Here is a 12,513-nt window from a genome sequence, read left to right as displayed (position 1 = left end):
AGGCCCTGTCCTATAGAAGTATCTATGGGGCAGGGCCTTTTGTGACGGTTCTGACACATCGGTAAAATAAAAACTGACCGAGCGATGAAGTGGTGGGCGTATAGTCCACCACTATTTTTTTGGAGAAGCCATGAATAGAAAACTATTCTATAAAAATAAATGTTCGGTTAAGACTCTTAGTGCTTAACCGAACATTTATTTTATTCTATCATTGTTTTATTGTTAGATGTGATCGCGGATAAGACCGATAACTTTTCCTTCGATAATACATTCTTTGGTAATAATCGGCTCAAAATCCTCGTTCTCCGGCTGTAGACGGATGTGATCTCTCTCACGATAAAACCGTTTTACCGTTGCTTCGTCATCAATACGCGCTACTACGATATCTCCGTTATTGGCAGTAGACTGATTGCGAACAATGAGCAAATCCCCTTCGAACATGCCCACATTCCGCATGGATTCTCCTTGTACACGCAGCAAGAAGCATTCCGAATTGCCAATTAACGAAGCAGGCAAGGGAAGAACGGCTTCTTGATTTTGAATAGCTGTTACCGGAGTACCGGCCTGAACGACACCGATAAGCGGTACATTTCGAAGCTGGCCACTGCGAAATTCATAGGGGTCGGACGATGTCACTTCATCATCCTTGGATATTTCCAGTTGCTTCGGCGTCGAAGACGGCGTCATGCCTACAATAGTAATAGAGCGATTCTTATTGCGATCGCGTTTAATATAGCCGAATCGTTCCAATGTATCTAAATGGCTCTGCACCGTAGAGGTGGAGCTGACACCGATATAATCACAAATTTCACGAACGCTGGGGCAGCGGAATTGAGTAAGCTGACATTCCTTGATAAAGTCTAAAATAACCTTTTGTTTTGTATTAATATCCGTAGCCGGTCGTCTCATGGGGATTCCTCACAATCTAAAAAACTATTTATTACTGTATACTAATCAATCACAATACATATGTTATATATATCTTATCATTCATTATAAAGCGCATCCCATAGCAATGTCAAATAATTGTTCGAACGAAACTATTGACCGAACATTTATTCTTGTGCTATACTAAGCACGTAAACAAACATACATACGTTGAATATGTTCGAAATATAATGGGGTGATTTCTCATGAGACGTAATTTATTAGCAATAAAGAGAGATATGACAGTTGTATTAGGGATGTGTTTACTTATGTTGGCGGGATACTTTCTTATTCCCGGCACGCCTACACTGGATACGACCAATACGCAGCAGATTACCGTACAGCGAGGTGATACGCTTTGGAGTATTGCTCAACGGGTAACGCATGATACGATGGACATTCGTCATTATGTATATACGGTAAAGCAATTAAATAATTTAGCGAATGAAGGTGATTTACAACCGGGTATGGTTCTTCAAGTGCCTAAGCTACTTAATCATTCCGACAAAGGCTCTACGTATATGGCTCAAAACTGACGAGAGCACATAACCTTAAATAAAAAAACAGCGCGATTTCCATGGTGACCGGAGACGCGCTGTTTTTTGTTTTATGTTACCGCTTATTAAAAATCGAGCTGATCGGATTGTCCACAAATTTATTGGCCTCGTTGATATAGCGGCGAACCATGGCCACGCTGTGATGACGGGTTTGACGCATAATGTTACGTTCTTCCACGCCAAAGGCGGCAGCCGTAGTGGCAAAGCCGTGACGCAAGCTATGCGCACCGTACATATCCGGGTTAAGACCGATAGCAGCGACATATTTTTTTACAATCTCCGCAATACTTTTATCGCTGATTGCCGTCTTGCGCAGGGTCATTGTCTTCGTAAAACCTCTGAAAATCGGGCCTTCTTTAATACCGGAATACCTAAGCCATGCCTTGAGGGCCCTTACAGCGCAAAATTCGGAATTTTCCACATAGGGGATAGCTACAACAGCGCCTTGACCTTCCTGGTCGGCTTTAGATGCCTTTACAAAGATTTCAACACCTTGCGGTGAGAAATGAAGGGTTTCTACGGTAATCTTGCTCAGTTCGCTGCGACGAAAGGCACCCATAAAGCCGATTAATAGAATCGCTTTATCACGAAGCAGTTGAATTTCGGACAGGCCCAGCTTCGGCATTTCTTCAAAGATATCTTCCAGATCTTCCAGGAGAATGGGTGTCTTACCTTGTTGATAGGTGCCTTTAAGGCGGCGAATCCCGCGAAGTGCTTGTTTAACCAAGATGGAGGCACAAGGGTTTTCGGCTATACCGGAGGCATTAAAATTTTCGGAAATAGCGCTGATGCGACGGGAAATCGTATTGGCTTTGGCGTAATCGGCCAAATCGTTGATATAGTTGACAATAGTTTCGGGAATCGCCGGAAAGGCCGTAACGTGATGGAAATTACACCAGTCAACAAAATCGTTCCAATCGGATTCGTACGCATCAATGGTATTTTCCGCTTTGGATAATAAAATACTTTGTTTAGCTTTGGCGGTTAGCTTTGAACTGGCGGCCAAGCTGTTGTGATCGCGTAAATAAAAATGTTTGGATGCATCAGTCATGGGGGAACCTCGTCAATTAACTTCTTATAAAGAATTGCATAATGTAATAAATGGACACCGATTTGTCTGTGTATATATGAACTTGGTTAAGTGCCCGATTTTATACAAAAAATTACTTCCGATAATATATCGTTATCGGAAGTAATTATAGCATATTCGGGAGAACCCGTCTATACGGTATATAATTTTATATGTGTTATCACGCATACATTACAGCTAATCGCAGTAATCTCCACTGCTATCTTGGCAGCTACCAATTCTATACTGATACATAACTAACACATATTCTAGTTATCCCATGTACCGCACGACCCCAATGCGTCAAGGTCAAGGCCATTATTGACCTTGACTGGTTTAATTAGCAAATGATCGGCAAATACATTTGATCTAGCAAATATGTTTTAGTTTGCAAATACATTATGAATTGTAGCAATTTCCGCACGTAACCGTTCTTCGTCAATCGTAAGCAATTCACGATGCTTCATAAGAACCTTACCGGCTACAACTACGGTATCGGCGTCGGACGAATTGGCTGCGTATACTAATGACGCTACATCGTTGTAACGTGGCATCCAATGCATGCCGGTTGTATTATATAATACAATATCTGCCCGCTGTCCGGATTTTAATACCCCTAAGTCATCATAACCGAGTACGCGCGCGCCTTCAATGGTTCCCATGTTCCAAGCCGTTTGTGCCGGAATAGCTTTGGGATCATAGAGTCGAGCTTTATGCAGTGTCGCAGCCAAACGTACTTCTTCCAGCATGTCCGCATTGTTGTTGCTGGCGGATCCATCCGTACCGAGACCTACTGTAATGCCTTTGGCAAGCATTTCCGGTACCGGCGCAATACCACTGGCCAGTTTAAGATTAGATTGCGGATTATGAGCCACCCGAACATTTTTTTCTCGCATAATGTCCATATCTTCATCGGTTACATGTACGCAATGAGCAGCCACACAACCGCGATCGAACAGGCCTAAGTCATTCATGTGTGCAATCGGTGTTTTGCCGGTTTGCTTCATCACATTTTCCACTTCGCCCTTCGTTTCGGACAGATGCATATGAATTTCTGCACCGATTTCTTCACTTAACGCAATGACACGGCGAATATAGTCGTCAGGACATGTATAGGGAGCGTGTGGTCCCAGCATTACCTTAATGCGATTATCGTCATAGCCGTTCCATGTTGTAAATAATTCCTTATTTTCTACTAAGGCTTTATCTGCTGTCGGTGCTACACCGGCAAGACCACGGGACAATACGGCACGAATGCCTGTTTCTTGTACGGCCTTAGCGGTTTGTTCCATAAAGAAATACATATCGCTAAAGCACGTAGTACCGCTGCGAAGCATTTCGGCAATGCCCAGCTGTGTTCCCCAGTATACGATATCGTCGGTCAGCTTGGCTTCGGCCGGCCAGATGGCATGTTCCAACCAGTCCATTAATTCCAAATCATCGGCGTAATTACGCAACAATCCCATGGCGATATGTGTATGCGTATTTACGAGGCCCGGTGCAGCCAGCATGCCTTTGCCGTCAATTGTTTCTTTGGCGGCTTCCTTCGGTGCTTCCGTTGAAATTTCGGCAATGTGTCCGCCATTAACCGAAATGTAGGCATCGCGTATAACCGTATCATCGGAGAGTACGTCTACATGTTGTATTACTAAATCTATCATTGATACATCCTTTATCTTCTTCGTTTATTGGTTATCTGCCTAACAGTAACTTTTGAAAAATAATTACCGAATTGAAATACTCCAAAACATAGTATTACTACTATTTCCGCAGTGTCAATTGCAGGATTGCCTACTTACGGAAAAGTGATTAGGTAATCGTAGTCAGGCAATTGTTTAGGTAATCGTAGTCAGGTAATTGATTAGTTAACCTTAGTCAAGCGATTGATTAGTTAACTTTAGTCAGGTAATCGATTTGTTCCTGTGTTAAATGATCGACTTCATATCCCATAGATGCCAATTTAATCGCAGCCATGCGCGTATCCAATTCATGAGGCAACACATGAACATCATGTTCCATAGTCGTACCGTGTTTCAGTAAGTATTCCGCAGCCAAGGCCTGCATCGCGAAGGAAAGGTCCATGATTTCTGCAGGATGACCGTCGCCGGCAGCCAAGTTAACAAGGCGCCCTTCTGCCAATACGTACAAAGTGCGTCCATCGGCCATGCTATAGCCTTCAATATTTTTGCGTACATTTTTATGGCTCTTCGCTACTTCGGCTAATTCTTTCGTGTTTACTTCGCAATCGAAGTGGCCTGCATTACACATGATAGCTTTATCCTTCATCACATCAAAGTGTTGACGGCGGATAACATCCTTGCAACCGGTTACGGTAATAAAGATATCGCCGATGCGCGCTGCTTCAATCATAGGTAATACTTTGAATCCGTCAAATACAGCTTCAATAGCTTTAATCGGATCTACTTCGGTAATATACACGTGAGCACCAAGTCCCTTGGCACGCATAGCTACCCCTTTACCGCACCAGCCATATCCGGCTACGACAACATTTTTACCTGTTACGGTAAGATTGGTGGTACGCATAATACCGTCCCATACGGATTGACCCGTACCGTAACGATTGTCGAAGAGATATTTGCAATACGAATCGTTAACGGCAATCATCGGGAATGCCAACTTCTTTTCATTGGCCAACGCGTGTAAGCGATGTACACCGGTTGTGGTTTCTTCGGAACCGCCGATCAAGCGTTCTCGTGCATCCTGACGCGTCGTATGCAGCAAATGAACCAAATCGCCGCCATCGTCAATAATGATATGCGGTTTATGATCCAATGCCTTATTAAGGAACATGGTATATTCTTCATCCGTGCAATTATGCCATGCATAGACGGTAAGTCCCATATCAACCAAAGCAGCTGCTACATCATCCTGTGTGGACAGCGGATTGGAACCGGTTACGATTACATCGGCACCGGCTTTTTTTAATATCGTAGACAAGTAGGCTGTCTTTGCTTCCAAATGAACGCTGACTACCACTGTTTTGCCTTCAAAAATTTTGCTGGCTTTAAAGTCATCTACCAAGCTGTTCAGGGCAGGCATGAAGTTAGACACCCATTCGATTTTTTTATGGCCTTCCGGGGCCAACGCAATATCTTTAATTAATGATTTCATCTCTCTTGAACCTCCTTGTGAAGTCTTGCAATGGACTTCGTATAATCGGGATATAACACACCGGCTTCGGTTATGATGGCGGACACGTACTCATGCGGTGTCACATCAAAGGCAGGATTGAGGACGGGCACGCCATCCGGTGCCGTCTGACATCTTTGAAAATGAGTAACCTCCCGAGAGTCGCGAATTTCGATAGGAATATCCTTGCCGGATGCCAGTGTAAAATCAAAGGTGCTGTACGGTGCTGCCACATAAAATGGAATGCCATGTGCTTTGGCCAGTACGGCTACGCCGTAGGTTCCGATTTTATTGGCCACATCCCCCTCTGTGGTAATGCGGTCGGCACCGACGATAACTGCATCGATAAGTCCTTGCTGCATCGCATAGGCAGCCATGTTATCCGTAAGTAATGTAACAGGAATACCATCTTGATGCAATTCAAAGGTGGTGAGCCGTGCACCTTGCAATAGCGGACGGGTTTCATCGGCATAGACCATGCTCAGCTGATTGTTCGCATGTAACTCACGTATTACGCCTAATGCAGTACCGATGCCTGCAGTAGCCAATGCGCCGGCATTACAATGCGTTAAGATACGCAGACCCCGGCGTCCTTCAAAAATACCGACTCCGGCTTTGGCCATAGCACTGTTTAACGCCAGGTCTTCCTTGTTTATGGCAATAGCTTCTTCTTCAATGCGATCCAGACAATCAGCCAGGTATACAGCATGATTATCGGCGCCATCATTGCCGTTGTTTTCTATGCAGGTGCGCACTAAGGTGCAAACGCGCTCTACCGCCCACGCTAAATTAATAGCGGTCGGACGGGTAGCCTTTAAGGTATTCGCAAATTCGAAAAAGGCAGAGAATTGTCCGTCCCTATCATCTTGAGCGGTCGCTTCGCGAGCAGCTAAAATCAATGCGTACCCGGCAGCAACGCCGATGGCCGGAGCGCCTCGAACACGAAGCATTTTGATGGCCTCCGCCACTTGTCGCCAATCGGTGCAATGTATGTACTCTTCACTGACGGGCAGCTTGGTTTGATCCAATAAAATCAAAGATTGTCCGTTCCATTCAATACTATTCATAACAGGCTGTTCAACTCCTATAAGGTAAATCCGCCGTATTCGGCCAAGCGATGATGACAACTGCAGTCCGCATTGGGATCTAAGCGATCGATAGTTTTAAGAATGAGTGCTTTAAAGCTATCGGATAATTGTTTCATCACTTCCGTTACCTCGTGATGAGTTAACGCTGTTTCGGAAATACCCGCAGCAAAGTTGGTAACCATGGAAATCGTAGCGTAGGCAATTTCAGCTTCCCCTGCTAAAGTAACTTCCGGCACATTTGTCATACCTACCGTATCGCCACCGAGCATGTGGAACATCTTAATTTCCGCCGGCGTTTCAAAACGCGGACCTTCGGTGCATACATAGGTGCCACCGTTATGCACGTTCAGTCCCAATTCCTTAGCCGCTGCTTCGATGTGGCCGCGCAATTCCGGACAGTACGGGTCTGTCACGTCAAGATGAACAACGCCCTTCTTTCCACCGTCATAGAAGGTATTAACCCGCGATTTTGTAAAATCCAAGAACTGATCGGTTAATACAAAATGCCCCGGTTTGAATTCCGGATTTAAGGAGCCTACGGCCGTAGTAGAAATAATCATGGTTACACCTAATTTTTTAAGGCCCCAAATATTCGCGCGATAATTAATCAAATGCGGCGGAATGGAATGCTTGCTGCCATGGCGTGCCATAAAAATAACCGGCTTGCCATGATAGCTTCCCTGTGTATATGTAATTTCCCCATAGGGAGTCATCAATTGCTTTTCTTCAATCGATTCTAACATGGACGGATCGTACACGCCGGTCCCTCCAATAATGGCAATGATTCCCATACTATCACCTCGAGTTACATAAAATAAAAAAACTCACTACCCTCTTATTATAACAGGCAGTGAGTTTTAATCAAGGCACGGTCGGCATATTGACGACTGTCATCACTTTATTTCATATCAAACAGCGAGGCTAACTCGTCACGGCTGAAGTGATAGGCATTATTACAATAATGACATACCAGCTCCGTCGTTTCATCCTCTAACAAATCTCGTTTATCCGTATCGGATAATGTCATAAGAACCTGTTCGAATCGCTCGCGACTGCAGGTACATTGAAAGCGCACCGGCGCATTATATACTTCTTGCACGGTCAATCCGTCAAGGACGTGTTCCACCAAACCTTCCCCGTCGGGATGTTCGGATAAGTAGGTCGTAATAGGACCCAAGGCATTAATGTTGGCTTCTACCTTAGCCAGTGCTTCATCGGTAGCATCCGGTAAAGCTTGTACGAGGAAGCCGCCGGCTACACTGACGGTGTTATCCGTTCCTACTAACACGCCGAGGCTGATGGTAGCCGGAATTTGTTCGGAAATATAGAGATAATATGCCAAGTCCTCAGCGACTTCGCCGCTTTGCAAGGGACTTTGCGATGTGTAATCTTGACGAAGCTTGGTAAAGCGCGTTACCTGTACTTCGCCGTTATGACCGACAGCACCGCCTACATCAAGCTTGCCGGCACGCTTTAGCGGAATATCCACGTGCGGATGATCCACATAGCCGCGTACCGTAGCATCGCTGAATGCATCAACATGGACAACGCCTATCGGCCCGTCACCTTTTAAGCGAATACTTACATTCTCTTCATTTTTAAAATCACCGGCCATCAGCAAGGCACCGGTCATGGTACGACCTAATGCAGCCGTAGCCACCGGCCACAAATCATGACGATGACGCGCTTCTTCTACGGTGGCTGTTGTAACAGCTACCGCCATGCGTACGCCTTCGCGTGTCATATACCGTTTAATATAATCCATATATTACTGTAATTCCTCCAATAAGTTAATCATTTCGATAGCACCCATAGCACAGTCAAAGCCTTTATTGCCTGCTTTCGTACCGGCGCGTTCGATAGCCTGTTCGATATTTTCCGTCGTTAAGATGCCGAACATAACCGGCACTTCGGTTTCCAAGCTAATATGGGCAATGCCCTTGGATACTTCGTTACATACATAATCATAATGTGAGGTAGCACCGCGAATAACGGCACCTACACAAATTACCGCATCGAACTTACCGCTTTTGGCTGCCTTTTTAGCAATTAACGGAATTTCAAATGCGCCGGGCACCCAAATTGTAGTGATGTCTTCATCCTTCACATCGTGGCGAATCAACGCATCTTTGGCACCGGCAATCAATTTACTGGTAATAAATTCGTTAAAACGAGAACCTACGATAGCAAAACGTTTTCCTGTTCCGACTAAATGACCTTCTTTAACCATGAGTATGGCCTCCTTATATTTCTTGCGTGGTGTACACAATATATAACCTAATTATATAGTATAGAGACATATATGTTGTTTCTATATATTTAAAACCAACATGTTCTTCTTATATATTAGAAACGAATCAGTTGTTCGTATGTTGCGCTGACATACAGAGCCGTGTGACGAAGCGATGCGTCGTTAGATTTGATCGAAGAGATGACCCATCTTTTCTTTTTTCGTACGCAAATACGCAGCATTAACACTGTTGGCTTTGACAATAACCGGCACGCGCTTATCCACCTGAATACCCCAATGTTCGAGGTTTTCTTTTTTCGATGGATTATTGGTAAGTAATTTAATACTCTTAATACCGAGGTAGCGAATAATCTGTGCCGCCAGAGAGTATTCACGCATATCTGCCGGGAATCCCAATTCCACATTCGCTTCTACCGTATCAAGGCCTTGTTCCTGTAGCGCGTACGCTTTGATTTTATTGGTTAAACCAATGCCGCGTCCTTCTTGACGCATGTATACCACAACACCGCGACCGGCTTTTTCGATAGTAGCCAGTGCATTAGCCAATTGCTCGCCACAGTCACAGCGTTTGGAACCAAATACATCACCGGTCAAACATTCGGAATGAACCCGTACTAATACGTCTTCCCCGTCTTTTACATCACCTTTGACAATGGCCAAGTGTTCCTTATGGTCCAAGTCGTTTTTGAACACGTAAATATGGAAGTCGCCGTACTTGGTAGGCATATTGGCATCGGCAGCCAATTTAATCAATGGTTCGTGAATTTTGCGATATTCGATTAAATCAGCTACGGAGGCCACCTTTAACCCATGTTTATCGGCAAAGGCCAACAAATCATCAAGGCGAGCCATGGATCCGTCATCCTTAGTGATTTCACAGATAACGGAGGCTTCCTTTAAACCGGCCAGACGGCATAAATCAATAGAGGCTTCCGTATGACCCTGGCGAACCAAGACGCCCCCTTCTTTGTAACGAAGCGGAAATACATGACCGGGACGACGGAAATCTTCCGGACGAGCATTATCGGCAATCAAGGTACGAATCGTCAAGGCGCGTTCGTACGGTGATACACCGGTAGTTGTCGTCACATGGTCTACCGTAACGGTAAAGGCCGTTTCATGATTATCGGTATTTTTTTCTACCATCTGGTCAATACCGAGTCGTTCCAAATCGGCGGCTAACATCGGGGTGCATACGATACCGCGGGCTTCTTTTACCATGAAATTAATATTTTCCATGGTCGCAAATTCTGCGGCAATCACCAAATCGCCTTCGTTTTCGCGTTTTTCATCATCTACGATGATCACCGGTTTGCCAACCTTCATATCTTCCAATACTTCTTCAATCGTATTCAACTTGTGTCCCATATGGATCACTCCTTTTTATATAAATCCGTTCTTTGCCAATAGTTCGCTGGTAATGCCACCGCTTTGTTTACCTGTTGCCGGTACGGCAGTGTTCTCTGCCGGAGGCAATGTCATAAACTGCCGTATATAGCGCCCGAATATATCGGTCTCGATATTCACCTTTGTGCCCGGCTTAGCATAGGCTAGAATTGTTTCCTTAATCGTGTGCGGAATGATAGAAATCGTAAACTGTGTATCGCTGCGTCCGGCTACGGTTAAGCTGGCGCCGTCGATAGCCACCGATCCTTTATAGACAATGTATTCCATAACCTCCGGGGCAGCCGCGATGGTGAAGACCACTGCATTGTCCTGTTTCTCTATGGTTCGTATCGTACCGATGCCGTCAACATGTCCGGCTACCACATGTCCACCGAAGCGTCCGCCTACGGCCATGGCCCGTTCCAAATTGACAGGACTACCCGGTTTTAAATCGGCCAGTGTTGTCATTCGTACGGATTCAGGCATTACATCTGCCGTAAAGCTATGCGCATCAAAGGTGGTTGCCGTCAGACAGACACCGTTGACCGCAATGGAGCAACCGATTTCTATATCGGATAAAATTTTATGGCCCGAAATTGTAATGCGCAAGGATTGCGCACCTGCAACGATGCGTTCTATGCGACCGGTTTCTTCAATAATCCCTGTGAACATAGCGTCCCTTCCTTTCCGTGTAGTAGGATTCTACGCGCACATTTCCATCTAACAGGCAAGCATCACAAATGGTAAGCGGCACTGCTTCGGCTAAGGTAGAAGCCCCTATGCCTCCGATGGCCGGTATGGCATCGCTTCCACCGATAAGCATGGCCCCCATATAAGTAATCAGCTTATCGAACAATCGTTGCTCCGTAAATGCAGCAATAACTTGGCTGCCTCCTTCAACGAGTAACGACTGATAGCCTTTTTCGCCGAGCATGTCCAACAAGGCGGTTAAGGAAAGCTGTGTTGCGTTAGCCTCCGTCGGTTCCGGCGCCGTGTCGTAAGGTAAGGTAACAATCTCGGCACCGGCCTTTTCTAATTCATAGCGATGGGACGGCGGGCAATCGGGACCGACCGCAATTAGCAAACGACGTTCCTTGTTACTAAACAAGGCAGCATCCGTCGGTGTCCGTCCGTGACTGTCCAACACAATAACATCCGGCTGAGCAAACTGCGCCGAGTCCGTTAACCGATGTGTCAAGGTTGGATTATCCGCCAAGACGGTACCGATACCAACCAAGATGGCGTCGTGATACTGTCGCAAGCGATGTCCGTCAGTCCTGGCAGATTCATTGGTAATCCATTGTGAATCACCGGTGCGTGTAGCAATTTTACCATCCACCGACATGGCCGACTTCAAGGTAACAAAGGGTCGACCCGTCAGCATGTACGTAATGAAAGCATCATTTAATGCTGAGCATTGCGTACCCAGTACACCTACCTCTACCTGAATACCTGCGTCGCGCAACATAGCAATGCCTTTACCGGCTACCAACGGATTAGGATCTACCATGCCAATCACAACGCGACTTACGCCGGATGCAATCACTCGTTTGGCACAGGGCGGTGTTTTACCGTAGTGTGCGCAAGGCTCTAAGGTTACATACAGCGTAGCACCTACTGCGTTCTCGCCGGCTTCGTCCAAAGCATACACTTCTGCGTGAGGACCGCCTGCTTTATGATGATAGCCTTGTCCGACGATGACGTCGTGTTTCACCACGACGGCTCCTACCATGGGGTTGGGAGCGGTATGACCTTTAGCTTTTTTGGCTAAGGATAAGGCAGTCGCCATATACTCTTCATCCGTCATGTTGCTCTCTCCTAACACTATACTAAAAAAGGACTACAGCATAGCCATAGTCCTTAAGATATCTTGAATATTACGGTCGCATCAAAACGACGCAATCAAACCGTGTCTTTTCCCATCCAGACTATACTGTCGGTCTCGGAATTCAACCGAGTCAACCCATCGCAGGGCTTGCGGACTTTACCGCCGGTCAGGAATTGAGGAAATCTCCTCGCACCTTGCCTCAAAGACTATCGTATGCAGTTACATTTTAAAACTAGCAAGCAATCACTAAACTAATC

The 12,513-nt window shown here is 45.7% G+C and carries 12 protein-coding genes and 1 riboswitch; of the genes, 1 reads left to right on the top strand and 11 read right to left on the bottom strand.

Annotation, left to right across the window (positions count from 1 at the left end; translation table 11 throughout):
• Positions 1-222 precede the first annotated feature (222 nt).
• Complete coding sequence (gene lexA, locus Q5873_RS02385; protein WP_205087243.1) at positions 223-909, bottom strand: transcriptional repressor LexA; 687 nt, start codon at positions 907-909, stop codon at positions 223-225.
• 224 nt (positions 910-1,133) lie between these two features.
• Here lexA and Q5873_RS02380 point away from each other — a divergent pair, with 224 nt between their 5' ends.
• Complete coding sequence (locus Q5873_RS02380) at positions 1,134-1,463, top strand: LysM peptidoglycan-binding domain-containing protein (RefSeq protein WP_288191195.1); 330 nt, start codon at positions 1,134-1,136, stop codon at positions 1,461-1,463.
• A gap of 76 nt (positions 1,464-1,539) precedes the next feature.
• Here Q5873_RS02380 and Q5873_RS02375 read toward each other — a convergent pair whose 3' ends face one another.
• The 10 genes from Q5873_RS02375 to ribD form a co-directional block, all read right to left on the bottom strand.
• Positions 1,540-2,535, bottom strand: a complete 996-nt coding sequence (locus tag Q5873_RS02375; RefSeq protein ID WP_276788706.1) for a site-specific integrase — start codon at positions 2,533-2,535, stop codon at positions 1,540-1,542.
• Between the two features lie 401 nt (positions 2,536-2,936).
• A complete protein-coding gene (locus Q5873_RS02370; protein WP_303059104.1) occupies positions 2,937-4,214 on the bottom strand; it encodes an amidohydrolase in 1,278 nt (425 codons plus the stop codon).
• A gap of 226 nt (positions 4,215-4,440) precedes the next feature.
• The gene (locus Q5873_RS02365) at positions 4,441-5,685 is read right to left on the bottom strand and encodes an adenosylhomocysteinase (protein ID WP_303059103.1); all 1,245 of its coding nucleotides are present in this window, start codon (positions 5,683-5,685) and stop codon (positions 4,441-4,443) included.
• Complete coding sequence (gene mtnA, locus Q5873_RS02360) at positions 5,682-6,770, bottom strand: S-methyl-5-thioribose-1-phosphate isomerase (RefSeq protein WP_303059102.1); 1,089 nt, start codon at positions 6,768-6,770, stop codon at positions 5,682-5,684. The genes Q5873_RS02365 and mtnA overlap by 4 nt, the downstream gene beginning before the upstream one ends.
• Before the next feature lie 17 nt (positions 6,771-6,787).
• A complete protein-coding gene (gene mtnP, locus Q5873_RS02355) occupies positions 6,788-7,582 on the bottom strand; it encodes an S-methyl-5'-thioadenosine phosphorylase (protein WP_205087160.1) in 795 nt (264 codons plus the stop codon).
• Between the two features lie 107 nt (positions 7,583-7,689).
• Entirely contained in the window at positions 7,690-8,556 is an 867-nt protein-coding gene (gene hslO, locus Q5873_RS02350) for an Hsp33 family molecular chaperone HslO (protein WP_303059101.1), read from the bottom strand.
• 3 nt (positions 8,557-8,559) lie between these two features.
• Entirely contained in the window at positions 8,560-9,021 is a 462-nt protein-coding gene (gene ribH / locus Q5873_RS02345; protein ID WP_205087158.1) for a 6,7-dimethyl-8-ribityllumazine synthase, read from the bottom strand.
• A 183-nt stretch (positions 9,022-9,204) separates the two neighbouring features.
• Entirely contained in the window at positions 9,205-10,410 is a 1,206-nt protein-coding gene (locus Q5873_RS02340) for a bifunctional 3,4-dihydroxy-2-butanone-4-phosphate synthase/GTP cyclohydrolase II (RefSeq protein ID WP_303059100.1), read from the bottom strand.
• Positions 10,411-10,425: 15 nt separating this feature from the next.
• Positions 10,426-11,100, bottom strand: a complete 675-nt coding sequence (locus Q5873_RS02335; protein WP_288190067.1) for a riboflavin synthase — start codon at positions 11,098-11,100, stop codon at positions 10,426-10,428.
• Positions 11,081-12,235 (bottom strand): bifunctional diaminohydroxyphosphoribosylaminopyrimidine deaminase/5-amino-6-(5-phosphoribosylamino)uracil reductase RibD, encoded by a 1,155-nt coding sequence (gene ribD / locus Q5873_RS02330; protein ID WP_303059099.1) that lies wholly within the window; start codon positions 12,233-12,235, stop codon positions 11,081-11,083. Before ribD ends, Q5873_RS02335 begins: the two co-directional genes overlap by 20 nt.
• 100 nt (positions 12,236-12,335) lie before the next feature.
• Positions 12,336-12,467: riboswitch (FMN riboswitch) on the bottom strand.
• Positions 12,468-12,513 lie beyond the last annotated feature (46 nt).

Origin of the sequence: Veillonella magna (genome assembly GCF_959600285.1) — a bacterium.
Lineage (GTDB): Bacteria > Bacillota > Negativicutes > Veillonellales > Veillonellaceae > Veillonella_A > Veillonella_A magna.
The sequence above is the reverse complement of the archived record's forward strand: the minus strand, read 5'-3'. Positions and strand labels throughout refer to the sequence as shown.